Annotated in this window: 24 protein-coding genes, 2 tRNA genes and 1 pseudogene; 8 read left to right on the forward strand and 19 right to left on the reverse strand. The window is 67.5% G+C overall.

Translation table 11 applies throughout. The features are described 5' to 3' along the window. Positions 1-192 precede the first annotated feature (192 nt). Both RMP06_RS06400 and RMP06_RS06405 read left to right on the forward strand, forming a co-directional pair. Positions 193-642: a YeeE/YedE family protein gene (locus tag RMP06_RS06400; RefSeq protein ID WP_310460947.1), complete on the forward strand. Its 450-nt coding sequence runs from the start codon at positions 193-195 to the stop codon at positions 640-642. A gap of 53 nt (positions 643-695) precedes the next feature. Next, positions 696-1,103 carry a DUF6691 family protein gene (locus RMP06_RS06405; protein ID WP_310461019.1) on the forward strand — a complete coding sequence of 136 codons (408 nt, stop codon included), beginning with the start codon at positions 696-698 and terminating at the stop codon, positions 1,101-1,103. On the opposite strand, the gene RMP06_RS06410 is transcribed toward RMP06_RS06405, so the two are convergent. Then, positions 1,093-2,256, reverse strand: coding sequence for a pyridoxal-phosphate-dependent aminotransferase family protein (locus tag RMP06_RS06410; protein WP_310460948.1), 1,164 nt, complete (start codon positions 2,254-2,256; stop codon positions 1,093-1,095). The genes RMP06_RS06405 and RMP06_RS06410 overlap by 11 nt on opposite strands. Positions 2,257-2,372: 116 nt before the next feature. Continuing rightward, positions 2,373-2,645, reverse strand: a pseudogene (locus RMP06_RS06415) (Lrp/AsnC family transcriptional regulator); the annotation flags it as partial. Positions 2,646-2,763: 118 nt separating this feature from the next. On the opposite strand from RMP06_RS06415, the gene ctlX reads away from it, so the two are divergent. Beyond that, positions 2,764-3,708 (forward strand): citrulline utilization hydrolase CtlX, encoded by a 945-nt coding sequence (gene ctlX, locus RMP06_RS06420; RefSeq protein ID WP_310460949.1) that lies wholly within the window; start codon positions 2,764-2,766, stop codon positions 3,706-3,708. 3 nt (positions 3,709-3,711) lie between these two features. Here ctlX and paaZ read toward each other — a convergent pair whose 3' ends face one another. Genes paaZ through RMP06_RS06475 form a run of 11 tightly spaced genes read right to left on the reverse strand, consistent with a single transcriptional unit; the run spans position 3,712 to position 13,920 of the window. Beyond that, positions 3,712-5,769, reverse strand: coding sequence for a phenylacetic acid degradation bifunctional protein PaaZ (gene paaZ / locus RMP06_RS06425; protein WP_310460950.1), 2,058 nt, complete (start codon positions 5,767-5,769; stop codon positions 3,712-3,714). Next, on the reverse strand, positions 5,769-6,914 hold the full coding sequence (locus RMP06_RS06430; protein ID WP_310460951.1) for an ABC transporter substrate-binding protein: 1,146 nt from the start codon (positions 6,912-6,914) through the stop codon (positions 5,769-5,771). Before RMP06_RS06430 ends, paaZ begins: the two co-directional genes overlap by 1 nt. Next, a complete protein-coding gene (locus RMP06_RS06435; protein WP_310460952.1) occupies positions 6,911-7,540 on the reverse strand; it encodes a TetR/AcrR family transcriptional regulator in 630 nt (209 codons plus the stop codon). Before RMP06_RS06435 ends, RMP06_RS06430 begins: the two co-directional genes overlap by 4 nt. Before the next feature lie 15 nt (positions 7,541-7,555). After that, positions 7,556-8,638, reverse strand: a complete 1,083-nt coding sequence (gene paaE / locus RMP06_RS06440) for a 1,2-phenylacetyl-CoA epoxidase subunit PaaE (protein ID WP_310460953.1) — start codon at positions 8,636-8,638, stop codon at positions 7,556-7,558. A 27-nt stretch (positions 8,639-8,665) separates the two neighbouring features. After that, positions 8,666-9,196, reverse strand: a complete 531-nt coding sequence (gene paaD / locus RMP06_RS06445) for a 1,2-phenylacetyl-CoA epoxidase subunit PaaD (protein WP_409050113.1) — start codon at positions 9,194-9,196, stop codon at positions 8,666-8,668. Beyond that, positions 9,190-9,978 (reverse strand): 1,2-phenylacetyl-CoA epoxidase subunit PaaC, encoded by a 789-nt coding sequence (gene paaC, locus RMP06_RS06450; protein WP_310460955.1) that lies wholly within the window; start codon positions 9,976-9,978, stop codon positions 9,190-9,192. Before paaC ends, paaD begins: the two co-directional genes overlap by 7 nt. 16 nt (positions 9,979-9,994) lie before the next feature. Next, positions 9,995-10,285, reverse strand: a complete 291-nt coding sequence (paaB, locus tag RMP06_RS06455) for a 1,2-phenylacetyl-CoA epoxidase subunit PaaB (RefSeq protein ID WP_310460956.1) — start codon at positions 10,283-10,285, stop codon at positions 9,995-9,997. After that, positions 10,282-11,307, reverse strand: a complete 1,026-nt coding sequence (gene paaA, locus RMP06_RS06460; RefSeq protein WP_310460957.1) for a 1,2-phenylacetyl-CoA epoxidase subunit PaaA — start codon at positions 11,305-11,307, stop codon at positions 10,282-10,284. The genes paaB and paaA overlap by 4 nt, the downstream gene beginning before the upstream one ends. Before the next feature lie 30 nt (positions 11,308-11,337). Further along, the gene (gene paaK / locus RMP06_RS06465) at positions 11,338-12,651 is read right to left on the reverse strand and encodes a phenylacetate--CoA ligase PaaK (protein ID WP_310460958.1); all 1,314 of its coding nucleotides are present in this window, start codon (positions 12,649-12,651) and stop codon (positions 11,338-11,340) included. Between the two features lie 17 nt (positions 12,652-12,668). Next, entirely contained in the window at positions 12,669-13,106 is a 438-nt protein-coding gene (gene paaI / locus RMP06_RS06470) for a hydroxyphenylacetyl-CoA thioesterase PaaI (protein ID WP_310460959.1), read from the reverse strand. A 10-nt stretch (positions 13,107-13,116) separates the two neighbouring features. Further along, positions 13,117-13,920: an enoyl-CoA hydratase-related protein gene (locus tag RMP06_RS06475; RefSeq protein WP_310460960.1), complete on the reverse strand. Its 804-nt coding sequence runs from the start codon at positions 13,918-13,920 to the stop codon at positions 13,117-13,119. Positions 13,921-14,017: 97 nt separating this feature from the next. On the opposite strand from RMP06_RS06475, the gene RMP06_RS06480 reads away from it, so the two are divergent. Beyond that, on the forward strand, positions 14,018-14,620 hold the full coding sequence (locus RMP06_RS06480) for a phenylacetic acid degradation protein PaaY (RefSeq protein ID WP_310460961.1): 603 nt from the start codon (positions 14,018-14,020) through the stop codon (positions 14,618-14,620). Positions 14,621-14,631: 11 nt separating this feature from the next. On the opposite strand, the gene RMP06_RS06485 is transcribed toward RMP06_RS06480, so the two are convergent. From RMP06_RS06485 to RMP06_RS06500, 4 genes are all read right to left on the reverse strand, one after another. Then, positions 14,632-15,768 carry a hypothetical protein gene (locus RMP06_RS06485; protein ID WP_310460962.1) on the reverse strand — a complete coding sequence of 379 codons (1,137 nt, stop codon included), beginning with the start codon at positions 15,766-15,768 and terminating at the stop codon, positions 14,632-14,634. 33 nt (positions 15,769-15,801) lie between these two features. Then, positions 15,802-15,878 (reverse strand) — tRNA-Arg (locus tag RMP06_RS06490). A 27-nt stretch (positions 15,879-15,905) separates the two neighbouring features. Further along, a tRNA-Pro gene (locus RMP06_RS06495) sits at positions 15,906-15,982 on the reverse strand. Between the two features lie 27 nt (positions 15,983-16,009). After that, positions 16,010-16,984: a carbohydrate kinase family protein gene (locus tag RMP06_RS06500; protein WP_310460963.1), complete on the reverse strand. Its 975-nt coding sequence runs from the start codon at positions 16,982-16,984 to the stop codon at positions 16,010-16,012. 206 nt (positions 16,985-17,190) lie between these two features. On the opposite strand from RMP06_RS06500, the gene RMP06_RS06505 reads away from it, so the two are divergent. The 4 genes from RMP06_RS06505 (at position 17,191) to RMP06_RS06520 (ending at position 20,586) form a co-directional block, all read left to right on the forward strand. Further along, positions 17,191-18,177, forward strand: coding sequence for a substrate-binding domain-containing protein (locus tag RMP06_RS06505; RefSeq protein WP_310460964.1), 987 nt, complete (start codon positions 17,191-17,193; stop codon positions 18,175-18,177). 136 nt (positions 18,178-18,313) lie between these two features. Then, positions 18,314-19,273 (forward strand): ABC transporter permease, encoded by a 960-nt coding sequence (locus RMP06_RS06510; RefSeq protein ID WP_310460965.1) that lies wholly within the window; start codon positions 18,314-18,316, stop codon positions 19,271-19,273. Between the two features lies 1 nt (position 19,274). Next, positions 19,275-20,066: an ATP-binding cassette domain-containing protein gene (locus RMP06_RS06515; RefSeq protein WP_310460966.1), complete on the forward strand. Its 792-nt coding sequence runs from the start codon at positions 19,275-19,277 to the stop codon at positions 20,064-20,066. A gap of 49 nt (positions 20,067-20,115) precedes the next feature. After that, positions 20,116-20,586, forward strand: a complete 471-nt coding sequence (locus RMP06_RS06520) for an RbsD/FucU family protein (RefSeq protein ID WP_310460967.1) — start codon at positions 20,116-20,118, stop codon at positions 20,584-20,586. Between the two features lie 82 nt (positions 20,587-20,668). Here RMP06_RS06520 and RMP06_RS06525 read toward each other — a convergent pair whose 3' ends face one another. Continuing rightward, positions 20,669-20,914 carry a GlsB/YeaQ/YmgE family stress response membrane protein gene (locus tag RMP06_RS06525; protein WP_310460968.1) on the reverse strand — a complete coding sequence of 82 codons (246 nt, stop codon included), beginning with the start codon at positions 20,912-20,914 and terminating at the stop codon, positions 20,669-20,671. Positions 20,915-21,065: 151 nt separating this feature from the next. Then, entirely contained in the window at positions 21,066-22,280 is a 1,215-nt protein-coding gene (locus tag RMP06_RS06530; protein WP_310460969.1) for an ABC transporter permease, read from the reverse strand. Positions 22,281-22,282: the final 2 nt, after the last annotated feature.

A 22,282-nucleotide genomic window follows, 5' to 3' on the forward strand; every position in this document is an offset into this window, starting at 1 on the left:
GTACCATCGTTTGAATTGGCATGAATAGCCCGTGCAATACCGCACATACCCTGTGAGAAACAGGGGAATTCTCGCCATTCCGGACGTGGATAGTTCACACCCCAAGCCAATGCGCGACATGCCCCCTGGGGTGTCTTGCCTGCGCACGGCAAGGTCGGTACGATCCGCAGCCTTGCCTTGACCAACGACCACATGACCTTCGACTGGACCCATTTCACGCCCGGTGCTGCACTCGCTGGCGGTGCCCTCATCGGCCTCGCGTCTGCGCTCTATCTGCTCGGTGTTGGCCGAATTGCTGGCATCGCGGGCATCGTCGGCGAGCCGCTGCACGCGCTGTCGCGCGGACAGCTGGCGTGGGCCCCGCAGGCCACGCGGCTGCTGTTCCTGCTCGGCCTGCTGATCGCACCCTGGATCTGGCGGTTGGCGGCGGAGTTGCCGCCGATGCAGTCTGGTGCATCCACGGGAGGCCTCGTCGCCGCGGGGTTGCTGGTCGGCTTCGGCTCGCGCATGGGCAATGGCTGCACCAGCGGCCACGGCGTGTGCGGCTTGAGCCGGTTGTCGCTGCGCTCGCTGGTCAACGTGCTGGTGTTCATGGGGACGGGCTTCGCGACCGTGTTCGTCAACCGCCACCTGATGGGATGAAGGCCATGCAGAACCACACCTCTGCCACCGACACCACCACCGGCAACCACACGATGCGGTCACTGCTCGCACTGCTGGCCGGTGTCGTCTTCGGACTGGGCCTGATCGCAGCCGGCATGACGCAGCCACTCAAGGTGCAAGGTTTCCTGGACCTGGCAGGCGCTTGGGATCCAAGCCTTGCACTCGTGATGGGCGCCGCCGTGTGTGTGGGACTGGTGGCCTTCGCCTGGGCGCGCCGCCGCGGCACCACCTGGGATGGACAGCGCATCGACTGGCCGAAAGCCACGCAGATCGACCGGCCGCTGGTCCTCGGCGGCGCCCTGTTCGGCATCGGCTGGGGCATCGCCGGTTTCTGCCCGGGGCCGGCCATCGTCGCCCTCGGCAGCGGGTGGGGTGACGCGGCCATTTTCATGGTGGCCATGCTGGTGGGCATGGCCGTGCACGACCGCGTCAGGCGCTGACGGCCTGGGCGGGTTGGGCGGCCGGTGCCTGGATGCGGTCCAGCGCGGCGTCCAGTGCCGCGACGCTGCGGTCGAGGTGGCAGAGCTTCTCCAGCCCGAACAGGCCGATGCGGAAACTGCGGAAGTCCGCGGGCTCGTCGCACTGCAGCGGCACGCCCGAGGCGGTCTGCAAGCCCTGCGCGATGAATTTCTTCGCCGACTGGAGATCCGGGTCCGTCGTGTAGCTCACCACCACGCCCGGCGCCTGGAAGCCCTCGGCCGCAACACTCGGAAAGCCGCGGCGCACCATCAACTCACGCACGCGGCGGCCGAGTTCCACCTGCTGCGCCTTGAGGTAGGTGAAGCCGCCCGCACGCGTTTCCTCCATCGCCTCCAGGCATTTGGCCAGCGCATCGGTCGGCATGGTGGTGTGGTAGACGTGGCCGCCGCTCTCGTAGGTCTCCATGGTCTGCAGCCACTTCTTCAGGTCACAGGCGAAGCTGGTGCTGGTGGTGGCGTCGATGCGCGCCCGCGCCAGTTCGCTCAGCATCACGAAGGCGCAGCACGGCGAACCGCTCCAGCCCTTCTGTGGAGCGCTGATCAGCACGTCCACGCCGGTCGCCACCAGGTCCACCCACATCGCGCCCGAGGCGATGCAGTCGAGCACAAACAGGCCACCAACCGCGTGCACGGCGTCGGCCACCGCCTTCAGGTAATCGTCAGGCAGGATCATGCCGCTGGCGGTTTCGACGTGCGGGGCGAAGACGACGCCGGGGCGGAACTCGGCGATCGCGGCGACCACCTCGTCGATCGGCGCCGGCGCGAACGGCGCCTGTGAACCACTGGCGACCTGGCGTGCCTTGAGCACACGGGTTTCCGAGGGAATGCCGCCCATGTCGAAGATCTGCGACCAGCGGAAGCTGAACCAGCCGTTGCGGATCACCAGCACCCGCTGCTGCGTGGCGAACTGGCGGGCCACCGCCTCCATGCCAAACGAGCCGCTGCCGGGCACGATGATGGCCGAGCGGGCGTTGTACGCTTCCTTCAGCACAGCCGAAATGCCGCGCATGACACCCTGGAAGCGCTGCGACATGTGGTTGAGGGCGCGGTCGGTGTAGACGACCGAGTATTCGAGCAAGCCGTCGGGATCGACATTGGGCAGCAGGCCGGGCATGTTCAGTCTCCGTGAAAATGGAAATGCTTTTCTGAGGGAGCAAGCATTCAACCACAGAGCAGTGCGGATGCCTCTTGGCAATGACCCCGAAACCCATGCGCCGATCGCATCACGTGTCATGCCTTGTCGGTGGTCAGCAGCAGGCTCGTTTCCGTGTTCGAGATGCCCTGGATCAGCCGGATCGCGCTCAGCACCTTGTCGAAGGCTTCGAGCGTGTCGGCGCGCAACTCCGCCACCAAGTCCCAGCGGCCATTGGTGGTGTGCAGCGCCACCACGTTGGGGTGTCCGCGCAGCAGGCGGCGAACCTCCCCGCCGCGGTGGCCCTCGACCTCGATGCTCATGATGGCGCGGATGCGCTGGGCTTCGGCCTCGGGGCGCAGGCGCACGGTGTCGTCCATGGAGTAGTGGGCAGAGTGGCAATCGAGATGGGCAGATTGCCATATCGATGTAGCAAATGGACAAGGTGCATGCTTCATTCTGGTGCGTCCGGGCGAAAGAATTTCCACCATGCACAGCCTCCTCCTCCTCCGCTCGACACAAGCGCCTGCCGCGATCGTCATGGTCCGGCCGCACCGCTTCACCCCCAACCCGGAGACCACCGCCGACAACACCTTCCAGCGTCCCGCTGACCCCCAAGCCACGCAGGCCGTGGCCGACGCCGCGTACCGCGAAGTCACCGCCGCCGTCGCACGTCTGGAGGCCGAGGGCGTGCGGATCCACCTGTTCGAGGACCACGGCGAGCGCGACACGCCCGACTCGATCTTTCCGAACAACTGGTTCTCGACCCACCCGGGCGGCCACGTCGCGCTCTACCCGATGGCCCTGCCCAGCCGACGCCGCGAGCGCCGCGCCGACGTGATCGAACTGCTCAAGGCCGAGTACCGGGTGCAGGACGTGATCGACTATTCCGGGCTGGAGCCGGATGGCCTGTTCCTCGAAGGCACCGGCGCGATGGTGTTCGACCACCTCGCCCGCGTCGCCTACACCGCACGCTCCAGCCGCGCCGACCCGGTCGCGCTGGAGCGCTTCTGCACCCACTTCAACTACGAGCCGATGGTGTTCGACACCGCCGACGCGGCCGGCCGGCCGGTTTACCACACCAACGTGCTGATGTGTGTGGCGACCGCGTTCGCGCTGGTCGGGTTCGAGTGGATGGCCAACGCGCGGCGCGCAGCCGAAGTGCGCGCCCGGCTGGAGGAATCGGGCCGCGAAGTGATCGCGCTGAGCGCGGCGCAGATCGCCGATTTCGCGGGCAATGCAATCGAGCTGTCGGGCCGCGGTGGGCGCCTGCTGGCCCTGTCACGGCGTGCGTTCGACAGCCTGACCACGGCGCAGAAAACCGCCATCGAGCGCACGGCCCGGCTGGTGCCGCTGGACGTGCCGACGGTGGAGCTGGCGGGGGGGTCGGTGCGCTGCATGATGGCCGGCATTCACCTCGCCCCGCGGCGCTGACGCTCAGCCCGCCTTCGCCTTCTTCGCCACCAGCGTCAGGATGTCGTAGCTCGCCACCAGCTCCCCGAGCTGGTTGCTGACCTCCACGTCCCACGCCACCACGCCCTGCCCCACGCCGCTCGAATCGACCCGGTTGCGGTCGATCTTGCGCTTGCAGGTCAGCCGCGCCCGGATCGTGTCGCCGATCGCCACCGGCTTGACGAAGCGCAGCGTGTCCAGCCCGTAGTTGGCCAGCACCGGCCCCGGCGCGGGCGAGACGAACAGCCCCGCCGCCGCCGACAGCACGAAGTAGCCGTGCGCGATGCGCTGGCCGAACTGCGTCTCCTTGGCGGCGATCTCGTCGAAGTGCATGTAGAAGTAGTCGCCCGAGACGCCGCCGAAGTTGACGATGTCGGCCTCGGTCACCGTGCGGCGGTGGGTCAGCAGCGACTCGCCGATCTGCAGTTCCTCGAAGTGGCGGCGGAACGGATGCACCTCGGTTTCGATCAGCTTCGCGCCGCGCACATGCTCGCCCGTGACCGCGGCCAGCATCGTCGGAGAGCCTTGGATGGCCGTGCGCTGCAGGTAGTGCTTCACCGCCCGCACACCGCCAAGTTCCTCGCCACCACCCGCCCGACCCGGCCCACCGTGCTTGAGCACGGGCAGCGGCGAGCCGTGGCCGGTCGATTCCACCGCCGATTCGCGGTCGAGGATGTGCAGCCGGCCGTGCAGCGCTGCCGCTTCCGGGATCACGCGGGCAGCAGTCCGAGGATCGCGGGTCACCAGCGTCGCCACCAGCGAGCCGCGACCGCGAGCGGCCAGCGCCACCGCCTCGTCCAGCCCGTCATACGCCATCAGCGTACTGACCGGGCCGAACGCCTCAATGTCGTGGACCGCATCGTGCGCCATTGGCTGGCGGCTCAGCAGCAGCGTCGGCGCAAAGAAGGCGCCACCCGCCGTGCCTTCGCCGACCGGACGCACCGCGCCGGAACCACCGCAGGCCAGCTCCGCGCCATCCGCCAGCAGCATCGCCACGCGCTCGGCCACGTCGGCGAGCTGCGCATGGGACGCCAGCGCCCCCATGCGGACGCCCTCGGCCGACGGATCGCCCACCGTCACCTTGGCCAACCGCGCCGCCAGCCGCTCGGCCACGGCGTCGAGGTGCTGCCTCGGCACGATGGCGCGGCGGATCGCGGTGCATTTCTGGCCCGCCTTGACCGTCATCTCGCGGGCGACTTCCTTGACGAAGAGGTCGAATTCCTCGTCGTCCGGCGTCACGTCCGGGGCCAGGATCGCGCAGTTGAGCGAGTCGGCCTCGGCGTTGAACGGCACCGAGTGGCGAATCAGGTTCGGGTGGACACGCAGCCGCGCCGCCGTGTCGGCCGAGCCGGTGAAGGTCACCACGTCCTGCCCATTCAGGCGGTCGAGCAGGTCACCCGTGCCGCCGATGACCAGTTGCAGCGCCCCGTCCGGCAGGATCCCGGATTCGACGATCAGCCGCATCGCCGCTTCGGTCAGGTAACTGGTCGCCGTCGCCGGCTTGCCGATGCAGGGCATCCCGGCCAGGAAACTCGGCGCGAACTTCTCCAGCAGACCCCAGACCGGAAAGTTGAACGCGTTGATGTGGACCGCCACGCCACGCCGCGGCACGAGGATGTGCGTCCCTGCAAAGCCGCCCTTCTTGCCAAGCGGGATCGCCGGTCCCTCGTGAACGACATTGCCGGACGGCAGTTCATTGCTGCCCAGACCGGCGTAGGCGAACAGCGTGCCCGCGCCGCCTTCGATGTCGATCCACGAGTCGGCCCGCGTCGCCCCGGTGTGCGCGGACACGGCGTAGAGCTGCTCCTTGCGCTCCATCAGGAACTTCGCCAGCGCCTTCAGCCGCTGCGCCCGCTGCTGGAAATCCAGCGCCAGCAGGTTCGGCAGGCCGACGCGCCGGGCGTGGTCCACCGCCTCGGCGAAGTCGATCGCCTCGGCGTGCGTGTGCGCGACGACCTGGCCGTTGACCGCGCTGCGCAGCGGCTGCGCGGCGTCCTGGCCGATCCAGCGGCCGGCGATGTGGCTTTGCAGCGCGGCCACCATCACTTCGCCAGCTTCCAGGCGCCGTTCTCGATCGTGACCATCACGCGGGCGCGCTGGTCGAGGCCGAGGTGATCGCTGGCCGAGGTATTGAAGATGCCATGGGCACCCGGCATTTCCTTGACCGATTCCAGTGCGTCGCGCAGCGCAGCGCGGAACTCGGGCGTCCCCGGCCTGGCCTTCTTCAGCGCCACTGGCACCGCGGCCGTCATCAGCAGGCCCGTGTCCCAGGCGTGGCCGCCGAAGGTCGAGACCGTGCCCTTGCCATAGGCCGCTTCATAGGCAGCAACATAGGCCAGCGCGGACTTCTTCACCGGATGGCCGGCGGGCAGCTGATCGGCCACCAGCACCGGACCCACCGGCAGGAAGGTGCCCTCGACATCCTTGCCGCCAACGCGCAGGAAGTCGGCATTGGCAACCCCGTGCGTCTGGTACATCTTGCCGGTGTAGCCGCGCTCCTTCAGCGCCTTCTGCGGCAGTGCGGCCGGCGTGCCCGAGCCGGCGACCAGCACGGCATCCGGCTGCGCGCCCATCAGCTTGAGCACCTGCCCCGTCACCGAAGTGTCGTTGCGTGCATAGCGTTCACTGGCGACGACACGCAGCTTCTTCAGCTCGGCCGCCTTGGAAAATTCCTGGAACCAGCCTTCGCCGTAAGCGTCCGCGAAACCGATGAAAGCCACTGTCTTCACGCCGCTGTTGGCCATGTGCTCGGCGATCGCCAGCGACATCTGGATGTCGTTCTGCGGTGTCTTGAAGACCCAGCGCTTCTTGGCGTCCTGCGGCTCGACGATGCGCGCGGAAGCCGCCATCGAGACCATCGGCGTCTGCGCTTCCGAGACGGCGTCGATCATCGCCAGCGAGTTCGGCGTGGTGGTCGAGCCGAGGATGATGTCTACCTTGTGCTCGGTGATGAGCTTGCGGGTGTTGGCGACGGCCGCCGTGGTGTCGGACGCGTCGTCCAGCACGATGTAGTTCACCGTCTGGCCCGCAATGGTCTTGGGCATCAGCGCGACGGTGTTCTTCTCGGGGATGCCGAGCGAGGCCGCCGGGCCGGTGGCGGAAACGGTCACGCCGACGGTGATGTCGGCGAGTGCGGCGGCGCTGGTGAGTGCAGCGGCCAGCAGGGTCAGGATCTTGTTGAGTTTCATCGGGGTGTCTCCTCTTGGGGTGGAACTGGGGTCGGGGAAATGCGGTGAATGCCGCCAAAGAACAGGTCGGCCACGATCGGCGCCATCCGGTCGTAGCCCAGGCGGCCGTCGGGTTTCAGCCAGGTGAACATCCAGTTGATCATGCCGAACAGCAGCATCGAGACCGGTGTGGCGAGCTGTGCGTCGTGGAACTCGGGCCGCAGTTCAACCAGCGCCCGCGCAAAGCCATCGACCACCTGCCGCTCCATCACCAGCACGCGCGCCCGGTCTTCCGGCTCCAGAAAACGCACGTCTTCGGTGAGGACGCGGTGGGCGTGCTGGGCGTCGGCGTATTCCTCGACGAAGCGGATGATGAGCCGGTGCAGCCGCGGTTCGGCGGGCAGCCCTTCCGCCTCGATGCCACGCACCAGCTCGGCCAGCCGCGCCACATGGCCCTCGGCGATCTGGACCAGCAGCGCGTACTTGTCGCGGTAGTAGTGGTAGAGCGTCGGTTTCGACAACCCGCACGCTTCGGCCAACTGGTTCATGGACGTGGCCGGATAGCCGCGCTGCGAGAACAGCTCCGCCGCGTGGGCGAGGATCATCTCGCGCTGGTCGTCGTAGCCGGCGGAACGGGTGCGTGCCAAGGGGATGCGCCTCGTTCAGCGTTCGTCGAAGCTCAGCACCACGCGCTCGGTCAGCGGGTGCGACTGGCAGGTGAGCACGAAACCGGCCGCCACCTCGTGCTTGTCGAGCGCGAAATTGCGGTCCATCCGCACCTCGCCTTCGAGCACCTTGGCCCGGCAGGTGCTGCACACGCCCGACTTGCACGAGTACGGCATGTCCAGCCCGGCGAAGGCCGCGGCGTCGAGGATGCTCGGGTCCGAGCGGCGGAAGGCGATCTCGCGGGTCAGCCCGTCGCGGATGATCACCACCCGCGCCTGCTCGGCGTCACCCGGCAGCGCCTGATGCACCGCGGCGGCCCCCGGAGCGGCACCCGGCACGCCGAACCGCTCGACATGCAGCCGCTCGGCCGGCACGCCCGCATCCAGCAGCGCGGTTTCCACCTCGTCATTGAAGCGGTGCGGCCCGCAGACGAACACCTCGTCGATCGACGCCACCGGCACCAGCGTGCGCAGGAACAGGCCGAGCTTGTCGCGGTCGAGCCGGCCGCTGTGCAGGGGGCTGTCCACCTGCTCCGCCGAGAAGACGGGGTGCAGCGCCAGCCGGCCCATGTGGCGGTTCTTGAGGTCTTCGAGTTCCTCCTTGAACATGGTCGAGCGCGGCGTGCGGTTGCCGTAGAGCAGCGTGAAGCGGCTGCGCGGCTCGCGGGCCAGCAGCGATTTCATGATCGACAGGATGGGCGTGATGCCACTGCCGCCCGCGATGCCGACGATGTGGCGCGGCGTGGCTTCGGCGGGCAACGCCAGCGTGAAATGCCCCTGCGGCGGAAATACCTGCAGCGTGTCACCGGGCTGCAACCGATCGTTCGCCCAGGTCGAGAACACGCCGCCCGGCACCTTGCGCACCCCCACGCGCAACGCGCCGTCGTCCAGCCCCGCGCAGATCGAATACGAGCGGCGCAGATCCTGCCCGTCGATGTCGCTGCGCAGCGTCAGGTACTGGCCGGGCTGGAAGCGGAAGGTCTCGCGCAGCTCGTCCGGCACGTCGAAGGACACGAGGACTGCCTCGTCGGTGTCGGGTTGCACGGCGCGCACGCGCAGCGGATGGAAATGCAGGCTCATGGCGATCTCGTGTGGTGTCGTGCCGGTTCAGATCGGCTTGAAGTGTTCGAACGGCTCGCGGCAGCTCAGGCAACGCCACAGCGCCTTGCACGCGGTCGAACCGAAGGCGGACAGGCGTTCGGTCTGCAAACTGCCGCACCGCGGGCAGGCGATCGACGCGACCGGCGCCCCGCGGCGCACCAGCCGAATCGGCACAGCGGCGCCCGCTTCTACGGGTCCGGGCGGGGCGATGCCGTACTCGCGCAGCTTGCGGCGACCGTCGGCGCTGATCCAGTCGGTGGTCCAGGCCGGGGCGCGTTGTAGCGACAGGCGCACCGGGCCGAGTCCGGCGGCGACCAGCGCGGCCGTGGCGTCCTGCTCGATCTGCTCGGTGGCGGGGCAGCCGGAATAGGTCGGCGTCAGCACCACCTCCAGCGCGCCATCGTCGCCGCGCCGCACGTCGCGCACGATGCCGAGGTCGCACAGCGAGATCACCGGCACCTCGGGATCGGGCACCCCGTGCAGCACGGCCCAGGCGCGCTCGATGGCGGTGGCGCTGGCGCCGGTGTCGTTCACCACACGCCTCCGGGGAAGGTGCGCTGCAGGGTCTGCAAGTCGGCGAGCAGGAAGCCCATGTGCTCACTGTGTACCCCGCGCTTGCCGGTGCTCAGGAAGGCGGACGGTTTTGGCAGCGTCAACCCGGCTTCGGCCAGCAGCGGGTGCATCACCGACTGCCAGTCGTCGCGCAGGTCCGACCAGCGCGGCCCGAGGCCAGACGCGGCCGCAGCCTCGTCGATCGCGTCAGCGTCGAACAACTCCGCGCTGTAACGCCACAGCGTATCCACGGCGGTAGCCATGCGGCGGGTGGATTCCTCGGTACCGTCGCCGAGGCGCACGACCCAGTCGGTCGCGTGCTGCTCGTGGTAACGCGCTTCCTTCACGGCCTTGCCAGCGATGGCGGCCAGTTCGGCGTCGCTCGACTGCGCCAGCCGCGTCCACATCAGGCGCAGGAAGGTCGCCACCATCGCGTTGCGCAGCACCGTGAAGGCGAAGTCGCCGCGGGGCAGCTCGACCAGCGTCGGGTTCAGGTAATCCCGCTCGTCGCGCAGGAACGCGAGCTGGTCCTCGTCGAACAGCGGCGCGCCGGCCGCGGCGCCCACCTGCCCGGCGCGGGTCAGCAGCGCCCGCGACTGGCCGATCAGGTCCAGCGCCATGTTCGTCAGCGCGATGTCCTCTTCGAGGATCGGCGCATGGCCGGACCACTCGCCCAGGCGCTGCGCCAGGATCAGGCAGGTGTCGCCCAGGCGCAGCAGGTACTGTGCCGCCGGGTCGCGGCTCGGCTGGATGGAGGGTGTGCTCATCTCGTGCGGCCCTTGCTCACATGTGGTCCACGGACTCGGGCAGCACGTAGAAGGTCGGGTGGCGGTACACCTTGTCTTCCATCGGGTCGAAGTACATGTCCTTGTCGCCCGGATCGCTGGCGGTGATCTGGTCCGAGGGCACGACCCAGACGCTGCAGCCTTCCTGCCGGCGGGTGTAGACCTCGCGGGCGAGCTGGATCGCCATCTTCGCGTCCGGGGCGTGCAGGCTGCCACAGTGCTTGTGGTCGAGTCCCGCCTTGCTGCGGACAAAGACTTCCCACAGGGGCCATTCGTTTTGAGTCGTCATGCGGATGCCTTCATCGGTTCGGTTTGCTTGCGGGCATGGGCCAGCGCGGCCTCGCGGACCCAGGCGCCGTCTTCCCACGCCTTGACGCGCATGCCCAGCCGCTCGCGATTGCACGGCCCGTCGCCCGCGATCACGCGCCAGAACTCGGCCCAGTCGATCGCCCCGAAGTCGTGGCAGCCGCGCTCGGCGTTCCATTTCAGGTCCGGGTCCGGCAGCGTCACGCCCAGCAACTCGGCCTGCGGCACCGTGGCATCGATGAACTTCTGGCGCAGATCGTCATTCGAGAACCGCTTGATGCCCCAGCGCATCGACTGCGCCGAGTTCGGCGACTGGTCATCCGGCGGCCCGAACATCATGATCGACGGCCACCACCAGCGGTTCACCGCGTCCTGCACCATCGCCTTCTGCGCCTCGGTGCCCTGCTGCATCATCGTCAGCAGACTGTCGTAGCCTTGGCGCTGGTGAAAACTCTCCTCGCGGCAGATCCGCACCATCGCCCGCGCATACGGCGCATACGAGCAGCGGCAGATCGGCACCTGGTTCATGATCGCCGCGCCGTCCACCAGCCAGCCGACCACGCCGATGTCGGCCCAGGTCAGCGTCGGGTAGTTGAAGATCGAGCTGTACTTGGCCTTGCCCGAGTGCAGCGCGTCGAACAACTGGTCGCGGCTCGTGCCCAGCGTCTCGGCGGCGGCGTAGAGGTACAGCCCGTGGCCACCCTCGTCCTGCACCTTGGCCATCAGGATCGCCTTGCGCTTCAGGGTCGGCGCCCGGGTGATCCAGTTGCCCTCGGGGAGCATGCCGACGATCTCGCTGTGGGCGTGCTGGCTGATCTGGCGCACGAGCGTCTTGCGGTAGTGCTCGGGCATCCAGTCCTTGGCCTCGATGAAGGCGCCGTCGTCGATGCGGGCGTCGAAACGCGCTTCGAGCTGCTGCTCCTCGACCGAACGCACCGCCTTCAGACCGGCACCCGTGCCCGTGCCTGCCTCGCGGGCCATCGTGTCCATTGCCTGGGTGTACATGGGGAAATCCTTTCAGCGTGTGTGGACGCTTCAGCGTTTGCGCAGATCGAAGACGCGGCGGGCCTTGCCGACCAGCGTGCGCTCGATCGAATCGGTGGGCAGCACCTCGACCCGCGTCGAGATCCCCACCAGCGTCTTGATGCGGTGCGTCACCCAATCCGCCACCGCCTGGTGCTCGGTCGGCGACAGCACCACGCCGGGCTGCAGCTCGCAGCGCACGCCCACCTGGTCCAGCGCACCGTCGCGGCTGACGTGGATCTGGTACTGGCCCGAGAGCTGCGGATGCGCCAGCACGATCTCCTCGATCTGGGTCGGAAAGACGTTGACGCCGCGGATGATCAGCATGTCGTCGCTGCGGCCGACGATCTTGCCGATGCGGCGGAACGCGCGCGACGTGGGTGGCAGCAGGCGGGTCAGGTCGCGGGTGCGGTAGCGGATGACCGGCAGGGCTTCCTTGGTCAGCGTGGTGAAGACCAGTTCGCCTTCCGCGCCATCGGGCAGCACCTCGCCCGTCTCCGGGTCGATGATCTCGGGATAGAAATGGTCCTCCCAGACCACCGGCCCGTCCTTGGACTCGATGCACTCGCTCGCCACACCCGGCCCCATCACCTCGGACAGCCCGTAGATGTCCACCGCGTCGATGCCCGCCTTGCCCTCGATCTCGCGGCGCATCGCCTCGGTCCACGGCTCGGCCCCGAAGATACCGACCTTGACCGACATCTCCCGCGGGTCCATCCCCTGGCGCACGAACTCCTCGACGATCACCTGCATGTAGCTCGGCGTGACCATGAGGATGTCGGGGCGGAAATCGGTGATGAGCTGGACCTGCTTCTCGGTCTGGCCGCCGGACATGGGGATCACGGTGCAGCCGAGCCGCTCGGCGCCGTAGTGGGCACCCAGGCCGCCGGTGAACAACCCGTAGCCGTAGGCCACATGCACGATGTCGCCCGCCCGGCCCCCCGCAGCGCGAATCGAACGCGCCACCAGATCGGCCCAGCGGTCGATGTCGCCCTTCGTGTAGCCGACGACCGTGGGCTTGCCGGTCGTGCCCGATGACGCATGGATGCGCGTCACCTGCGTGCGCGGCACAGCGAAGAGGCCGAACGGGTAGTTGTCGCGCAAGTCCTTCTTGGTGGTGAAGGGAAATTTGGCGAGATCGGCCAGCGTCTTCAGGTCGCTCGGATGCACGCCTTTTTCGTCGAACGCGGCGCGGTAGTGCGGCACGTTGTCGTAGGCGTGCTGCAGCGTCCAGCGCAGGCGGTCGAGCTGCAGCGCCGCCACTTCGTCGCGGCTGGCGGTTTCGATCGGCTCCAGTTCACCGGGAGCAGGTTGGCGCACGGGCATGGGGTCTCCTTGTCTTTTCAGGCAACGGGCGGCACGGTCGGCCGACCTTTCATGCGGTACGAACGGCCGCGGAACACCGCGATCCGCTCACCGCGCTGGTTGGTCACGGCCACGTCGTACACGCCCGTGCGGCCCGCCAGCGAGACCTCCTCGGCCACGGCGGTGAGCACGTCGTCCTCCCGACCCGGCGCCACGAAGTCCACCGACAGCCCCGAAGCCACGGTCAGTTCGTTGTACGAGTTGCAGGCGTAGGCGAAGGCCGAATCCGCCAGCGTCGTGATCAGCCCGCCGTGGCAGATGGCGAAGCCGTTGAGCATGTCCGGGCGCACGGTCATCGTCATCGTGGCGCGGCCCGGCGCGATGTGCGTGACGCGGATGCCGAGCGACTGGCAGGCTTGGTCGTTGGCCATCATCCCGGTGGCGACGAAATCGGCGGTGTCTTGGGGCGTCGTCATGGCAGTGGTTTCAGCGGTCGGTGAAGGTCGGGGCACGTTTCGCCATGAACGCGGCCACGCCTTCCTGGTAGTCGTGCGCACTGCCGAAATGGCGTTGCAGCGTGCATTCGGCGTCAAGCGCACTGGGCAGGTCCATCCCTTGCGCGGCGTCCATGGCCTGCCGCGTGGCGACCAGCGCGGCGGTCGGCATCGCAGCGAGTTTCTGCGCTAGAGCCTGCGCGTCGGCCTGCAGCGCGGCGTCATCCACGCAGCGCCAGATCAGCCCGATCCGCTCCGCCTCGGCCGCCGGCAGCTTGTCGCCCAGCAGCGCCAGCCCGAGCGCCTGCGCCCGCCCGACCAGCCGCGGCAGCAGCCAGGTGCCCGCGGTGTCCGGCACGAGGCCGATCTTGGTGAACGCCTGGATGAAGCTCGCCGAGCGCCCCGCCAGCACGAGGTCACAGGCCAGCGCCAGATTCGCTCCCGCCCCGGCCGCCACGCCATTGACCGCCGCGACCACCGGCACTGGCATCGAGCGCAGCCGCAGCACCAGCGGGCGGTAGAAATGTTCGATCACGTGGCCGAGATCCTTGGGTGGCGCGCCCGGCGTCAGGTCCGGCGCGACCACCGGATCAGACAAATCCTGCCCGGAGCAGAACGCCCGCCCTGCCCCCGTCAACACCACACAGCGCACACCGGCATCACCAGCCGCATCGTCCAGCGCGGTGAACAGTGCGCGGTGCAGCGCCGTGGTGAAGCTGTTGAGCGCCGCGGGGCGATTCAGTGTCAGCGTGAGCACCGCGCCTTCGCGGGCCTGTAGCAGCAGTGGTTCAGACACGGGAACTCCTGGGTTTCTGGGATTTTCTCGGATTGACCGACCGTTCGGTAGAGAATAGATTGAATCCCCACGCTCTGCAACTCAGGAAATCCCCACCATGCCCTGCTACAGCCTTGAAGGCGTCACGCCCGTCGTCCATCCAAGCGCCTACGTCCACCCCACCGCCGTGCTGATCGGCGACGTGATCGTCGGCCCGGACTGCTACATCGGCCCTTGTGCCAGCCTGCGCGGGGACTTCGGGCGCATCGTGCTGCACCGGGGCGTGAACGTGCAGGACACCTGCGTGATCCACGGTTTCCCGAACCAGGACACCCTCGTCGAAGAGAACGGCCACATCGGGCACGGTGCGGTGCTGCACAGTTGCACGGTGCGGCGGGATGCGCTGGTCGGCATGAACGCCGTGGTGATGGACGAGGCCGAGGTGGGCGAGGCGGCGATCGTGGCGGCCTGCGCGTTTGTGCCGGCGGGCAAGAAGGTGGCGCCACGCACGCTGGTGGTTGGCTCACCGGCCCGCAAGCTGCGGGATCTGACGGACGAGGAGGTGGCGTGGAAGCTCGAAGGCACGCTCACGTACCAGGAACTGACGAGGCGCTGCATGGCGTCAATGGTGGAAGTGGCGCCACTGACGGAGGTCGAGGCGGATCGGCCGCAGTTGCAGGGGTCGAAGGTGCTGTCGCTGATCGCCACCAAGCGCAGTTGAAGTGCGGTTGGTCAGGGTGTGCGGCGCAGCCAGGCGCGGCCGACGCCCCATTCCAGCAGCACCGCCACCGCCATCAGCCCCGCCCCCAGCAGCACCCGCACCGGCGACCATCCCTGCACCGCCCACCAGAACCCGCCCAGCGCCAGCATCCGGAACGCCCACAGCACGACCTCGCGCACGACGATCCGGTCCGCCAGCGCGCCCTCCAGGTCGAGCACCCGCTGGTTGAGCACCTGCTCGCTGGCGAACCAGAACGGCTGCACGGTGGCGAGCAGCAGCAGGTGGGCGATGTAGAGGCCGGGATGCCAGATGCTGGCGCCTAGCAGCGCGTGGGCGGCGACCATGCCCAGTGCGGCCAGTGCCATCCAGCGCAAGCGGTTGCCGGCGTGGCGGCGGCGGCGCAGCGCGAACAGACCCAGTCCGCCCAGCACTGTCGCCGCGCTGGCTGCCCAGCCGTAGTGGCTCACCACACCCAGCGCCTGCACCGCGCCGCTGGCCCCGAGCACCATCCCGATGCCCAGCAAGCCCGATTCGAGTCCGTACAGCGGCAGGCACCGCGAGAACCCCGGCTGCCGGACCACCGCCCAAGGGTTGTCCCAGTGGATGGCGGGCGTGTCCGGCAAGCGGTGCGGCGCCCAGAAGGCCGCGACCAGCGCCAGCACCGCATAGCTGGTGTAGACCGCCGCTGCGCGCTCGCCCGTCATCGACAGGAACAGCGTGACCGTCAGCGTGGCACACAGCCCGGCGAAGACGGTCCAGACGGTGGTGTGGGCGGCGTAGGGGTCGCGGTCGGCGTCGGCTAACAGGCTCAGCTCCAGCCAGAGCCGTGCGCCCCAGGTCAGACCCATGAATGACCCGATCGCCATGGCCAGCCACAGCGGCTCGCCCTGCGCTCCGAACAGCAGGAGGGCTGGGGCCAGAAAACCGGCGCGGATCAGGTGCGCCGGCCGAAGCGACAGCAGCCGGCCCAGCGCAAACGACCCCACGATGCACACCATCGCCACCGTCAGCATGACCGCCGTGAACTGCACCGCTTCTGACCAGCCGCGCTGCGCAAACACCAGCACCTCCGCGAAGCCGATCAGCGTCGAAAAGGCGCCTTGGCAGGCGATGAACGGGAGGAGGCGGCGTTCCAGCGGAGTGGACATGCGCGGGGAGAAACGGGGAGTGGGTGTGCCGACTGGCCTGCCCGGAGAGACTCGAACTCCCGACCCCCGGCTTAGAAGGCCGGTGCTCTATCCAGTTGAGCTACGGGCAGTGTGCTGTAGAAGCAAAAAAGAGTTCTTGGTCGGGGCGAAAGGATTCGAACCTTCGACCCTCTGGTCCCAAACCAGATGCGCTACCAGGCTGCGCTACGCCCCGACAAGAGCCTTAGATCATAGCTGATTTTCAGACAACTGCACGAAGTTCATTTCGACGCGGCAAATCAGGGCCGCGGCGGGTGCAGGTGATGGCCGCCGCCTGCGCCGCAAAGTCGGCCACGCGGCGCACCTCGTCAAGCGTGATCGCCGCCAGCCCCGCTGGACTCAGGCGCCCGATTTCCGCCAACGCCACGAGGGTGGCGGCCTGGAAGGTGTCCCCGGCGCCGACCGTGTCCTGCACCTGCACCTTGGGTGCGGACACTTCGCACTGCCCTTCGCGGGTCCACGCCAATGCACCCTTGCCACCACGGGTCATCATGACCAGCGACACGCCTGCCGCCAGCCAGCGCGCCGCCAGATCCGCCGGATTCAGCTCGGGGTACAGCCGCTCGAAATCCTCGTCGCTGAGCTTGAGCAGGTGCGTGCGCGAGGCCATCCACTCGATGTTGTCGCGCCACGCCTCCAGCGATGGCTCGACGTTCAGGCGCACGTTCGGGTCATAGGAAATGACAGCGGACGTGTGGCGCTGCTCGACCAGTGTGCGGATGGTGGACGCGATCGGCTCGACCACACAGCCGAAGGAGCCGAAATGAATGGCCGCCACGTCAGCCGGCAGGCGCGCCAGGTGCTCGGGCAGCAGTTGCCGATCGGAGCCGCCCGTACCGTAGAAACGGTAGCTGGGCACACCATTGGCATCGACACCCACCAGGCTCAGCGTGGTCGGCGCGTCATTGAGCACAACGGCCTCGGTCGAGATACCCTCGTCCACCACGCTCTTCAGGATGCGCTCCCCCAGGAAGTCACGCGAGATGGCGCCGAGGAAGACAGCCGGCTGCCCCATGCGCTGCACACCGGCCGCCACGTTCAGCGGCGAGCCGCCGACCACGGCGTCCAGATGCAGGCCGGTGGGCGTGGAGCCATCCTGGAACACATCCAGCAGGGACTCGCCACAGATGACGATGGGCAAGTTCGCGGGCGCAGGCGTAACACTCGGGGCACTCATGGCACTCATGGTTTTCTCGGTCAACGGAATCGGGGTCGCGATCGTCTCATCCATCGGGAGCGATGACACTAGGGAAATCACTAAATCAAACTGGTTGATTTAATTAGTCGAGCCGCTACCATCTGTTCTGCAGGTTCACCACAGAACGGACCTCACCTCACCACCTGGCTCGTCCTGCGAGTCCTTACCTTCTTCGGAGACAACACATGTCGCGTCTTTCCACCCTGGGCTTCGCTGCCGCTCTCGCCTGTTTCGCCACCTCGACGATGGCCGCACAGCCCGTCATCGGCCTGATCACCAAGACCGAAACCAACCCGTTCTTCGTGAAGATGAAGGAAGGCGCCGAAGCCGAAGCCAAGAAGCTGGGCGCCAAGCTGCTGTCGGCTGCAGGCAAGCAGGACGGCGACACCGCCGGCCAGATCACCGCGATGGAAAACATGGTCGCCGCCGGCGCCAAGACCATCCTGATCACCTCGTCAGGTGACGCGATCGTTCCGACCATCAAGAAGATCAAGGCCCAAGGCGTGCAAGTCATCGCCCTGGACAGCCCGGTGCCGGAAGCGGACGCCCTGTTCGCCACCAACAACTACAAGGCCGGCGAGCTGATCGGCGCCTACGCCAAGGCCATGCTGGGCGGCAAGAAGCCCGTCATCGCCACGATGGACCTGTTCCCCGGCCACCCGGTCGGTGCGCAGCGCCACAACGGCTTCCTGGCCGGCTACGGCCTGAAGACCCTGCCCGCCGACAGCAACGAGCTGGCCCAGCCGGCTGAAGTCGTCTGCATGGCCGACAGCTTCGGTGACGCAGCCAAGGGCCAGACCGGCATGGAAAACTGCCTGCAGAAGAACGGCGACATCAACGTCGTGTACGCCATCAACGAACCCGCAGCCGCCGGTGCCTACAAGGCGCTGAAGGCCGCTGGCAAGGAAAAGAACGTCGTCATCCTGGGTGTGGACGGCATGTGCTCCAACGGCGTGGGCAACGTCGAGAAGGGCGTGATCGCCGCGACCTCGATGCAGTACCCGCTGAAGATGGCCGCAATGGGCGTCGCTGCTGGTGTCAAGTTCGCCAAGGATGGCAAGCGCCAGTCGGGCTACACCGACACCGGCGTGGACCTGGTGGCTTCCAAGGCAGCCGCTGGCGTCAAGAGCATCGACACCAAGAAGGCCCGTGGCCAGTGCTGGGGTGACTGATCTGGTGTGAAGCCAGATCCGTCAAAGATCCTTCCAGATCTCTGACCGCACAGGGGCGGTCATTCGATCCCCCTGGTCCGAAAGCCCCGTCAACGCGGGGCTTTTCTTTCATGCACGCCACCAGCGAGCCAAACCCATGAATTCGCTCAAAGCCAAGCTTCCCCCGATCGGGACACTGGGCCCGGCCATCGCCCTGATCCTGGCCTGTGCCTTCTTCTCCTTCCAGCACGAACGCTTTCTCACGCTGCAGAATTTCTCGCTGATCCTGCAGCAGGTCATGGTCGTGGGCACCATCGCCATCGGCCAGACCCTGATCATCCTGACCGCCGGCATCGACCTGTCCTGCGGCATGGTCATGGCACTGGGCTCCATCGTGATGACCAAGGTCGCCGCCGACTACGGCCTGAACGCCCCGCTGGCCATCCTCTGCGGCGTCGCCGTGACGACCCTGTTCGGCCTGATCAACGGCCTGCTCGTCACCCGCGTCAAGCTGCCGCCCTTCATCGTGACGCTGGGCACGCTGAACATCGCCTTCGCCGTCACGCAGCTCTACTCGCACGCGCAGACCATCACCCAGATCCCGGACGGCATGAACCTGCTGGGCGAGACCTTCGGCCTGGGTGGCGCCCGCGTCGCCTATGGGACCGTCCTGATGCTCGCGCTGTACATCGCGACCTGGCTCTGGCTGCGCGAGACTGCGCCGGGCCGCCATGTCTACGCCGTGGGCAACAACCCTGAAGCGACGCGCCTGACCGGCATCCCGACCGACCGCGTGCTGCTGACCGTCTATGCGCTCGCCGGCACGTTCTACGGCATCGCCTCGATGCTGGCCGTGGCCCGGACCGGCGCGGGTGACCCGAACGCCGGCCAGACCGAAAACCTCGACGCCATCACGGCCGTGGTGCTCGGCGGAACCAGCCTGTTCGGTGGCCGCGGCATCCTGCTCGGCACGCTGATGGGCGCGATGATCGTCGGCGTGTTCCGCAACGGCCTCACGCTGATGGGCGTGTCGTCGGTCTACCAGATCCTGGTGACCGGCATCCTGGTGATCCTGGCCGTGGCCACGGATCAGATGTCTCGCAAGGGGGGCCGCTGACATGAGCGCACAACCGCAAATCGTGATGCAGGCCAAGGGCCTGGTCAAACGCTACGGCCAGGTCACGGCCATCGACGGTGCTGACTTCGAGCTGCGCGCCGGTGAAATCCTGGCGGTGATCGGTGACAACGGCGCGGGCAAGTCCTCGCTGATCAAGTGCCTGTCGGGGGCCACCATCCCCGACGAAGGCGAGATCTGGCTGGACGGCAAGCCGATCCACTTCAAGAGCCCGATCGACGCCCGCCGCGTCGGCATCGAGACGGTCTACCAGGATCTCGCCGTGGCCCCGGCCATGACGATTGCCGAGAACCTCTTCCTCGGTCGTGAACTGCTCCGCCCCGGCTTTGCCGGGAGCGTGCTGCGCATGATCGACAAGAAGCGGATGCTGGAGCAGAGCATCACCCGCATGAACGAGCTGAAAGTCGGTATCCGCTCGATGACGCAGGCGGTGGAGACGCTTTCCGGCGGCCAGCGCCAGTGTGTGGCGGTGGCGCGGGCGGCGGCGTTTGCCGAGCATGTGGTGATCCTGGACGAACCGACCGCGGCGCTGGGCGTCAAGGAAGGCAACATGGTGCTCGACCTGATCCGCCGGGTGCGCGACAAGGGCCTGCCGGTGATCCTGATCTCCCACAACATGCCGCACGTCTTCGAGATCGCCGACCGCATCCACGTCGCCCGGCTGGGCAAGCGGGCCGCAGTGTTGAACCCGAAGAAGATCAGCATGAGCGACACCGTGGCAGTGATGACGGGCGCCATGCCGGCCGACAAGATCCCCAAGGAATGCCTGGCCTGAGGCGGCGCAGCGCACCACACGAACCGACCAGACCATTACAGGAGACGACATGCTCAAGGGGATCGACCCACTGCTGACACCGCAGTTGCTGCAGGTGCTGGCGGAGATGGGCCATGGCGACGAGATCATCGTGGCCGATGCCAACTTCACCGCGGCCAGCCTCAGCATTGGCCCGGATGGACGACGCAAGCCCATCATCCACCTGCCCGGCGCTGGTATCCAGCGCACGGCGCAAGCCCTGCTCAGCCTGCTGCCGCTGGACGTGGCGGTGACACAGCCGATCGCCTACATGAAGGTCTGCGACACGCCCGACGGCTACCGCAGCCGCCTGCAGCGTGAGGTGATCGAGCTGATCGAAACGGGTGGTCACGCGCGCGCCGAGCAGTGCGAGGCGATCGAGCGGTTTGCGTTCTACGACCGCGTGCGCACGGCGTTTGCCATCGTGCTGACCAGCGATCTGCAGCCCTACGGCAACTTCCTGTTCAAGAAGGGTGTCATCGGCGAGGCGCTGGACGCTTGAGCCTGATCCGCACCCGGTTCGGTGCTCATCCAGAAAAAAGGCCGGCGACATGCCGGCCTTTTTCCGTTTGATGGCCCGGGCGTCAAGCGCCCTTGAGCTTGCCGACCACGAACAGCAGCACCGCCGCGCCGACCACTGACGCGATGTAGCTCGCCGGCTGTCCCTGGGTGTACCAGCCGAGCATCTGGCCAGCGTATCCCGCGACGAACGAGCCGGCAATGCCCAGCAAGGTCGTCAGGATAAAGCCCAGCGACTGCGCGCCGGGGATGATCCACCGTGCCACGAGGCCAATCAGGAAGCCCACGATCACCATCCAAACAATGCCCATGTCTCATCTCCTCAGATCAGAAGTCAGGTGTATCCGCCACCATGGCGGCACTGCACTGTAGGAGAAAAACGTGAAGTTTGTCACCTATTTGGCGCGATGCGATGCAACCCGCTGACTGAACGGTTGACGATCTATCCGATTTCCCGTGCTTCTATTCATGGCGCAAGGCCTCGATCGGGTCCATCTGCGCCGCGCGCCGCGCCGGGAAGTAGCCGAACACCATCCCGATGGCCGCCGAGAACACCAGCGCCACCAGGTTGATGACAGGATCGAACACGTAAGGCACGGCCATCAGCATGGCGCCACCATACGACGCCGCCGTCGCGATCGCCACGCCCACCAGTCCCCCGAGCGCCGACAGCACGATGGCCTCGATCAGGAACTGCAGCAGCACCTCGCCTTCCAGCGCCCCCACGGCCAGCCGCAAGCCGATCTCGCGGGTGCGCTCGGTGACGCTCACCAGCATGATGTTCATGATGCCGATGCCACCCACCAGCAGGCTCACCGCCGCCACCGCCCCGAGCAGGCTGGTCAGCACGCCCATGGTGCTGCTCAGCGTGTCGGCCAGTTGCTGGGTGTCGAAGATGTTGAAGTTGTCATCGTCGCTGTCCGCCAGCGTTCGGCGTTCGCGCATCAGTTGGCGCAGGCCGGCCTTGAGGGGCGCGCTGTCGGCCCCGTCCTGCATCGACACCATCAGCGTGCTGACCTTGCGGCTGCCGGTGACGCGCCGCTGCAGCGTGTGCAGCGGCAGCACCACGGTGTCGTCCTGGTCGCCCATGCCGCCCTGCCCCTTGGCCGCGAGGATGCCGACCACGTCGCAGGTGAACTGCTTGACGCGCAGCAGCTGGCCCAGGCCGGTTTCGCCCGCCGTGCCGCCGTAGAGTTCGCGGCGCACCGTCTCGCCGACGATGCAGACGGCAGCACCGGAGAGCTGCTCGTCCGGCGCGAACAGGCGGCCGCTGGCGAGTTGCCAGTTGCCGGTCTCGAACCAGGCGTTGGTGCTGCCGGTGACGCTGGTGGACCAGTTGCGGCCGTTCGCGACCACGGTGGCGTTGGTGCGGCCCTGCGGGGCCACAGCCGCCACGCCACCGATCTGCGAGGCGATGGCGTCGGCGTCGGCCTCGGTGAACTGCGGCACGCCACCGCCACCCCCGCCCCCACCGATGCGCTGGCCGGGGCTGACCATCAGCAGGTTGGTGCCCAGGCTGGTGATCTTTTCTTCGATGGCCTGCGTGGCGCCATTGCCCAGCGTGACCATCGTGATCACCGCGCTGACACCGATGACGATGCCCAGGATCGTGAGGAACGAGCGCAGCAGGTTGCGGCGCACCGAGCGCAGGGCGAGCATGAACACGTTGAACAGCATCG

Origin of the sequence: Sphaerotilus sp. (assembly GCF_031429695.1) — a bacterium.
In the GTDB taxonomy this organism is placed as follows: Bacteria; Pseudomonadota; Gammaproteobacteria; order Burkholderiales; family Burkholderiaceae_C; genus Sphaerotilus.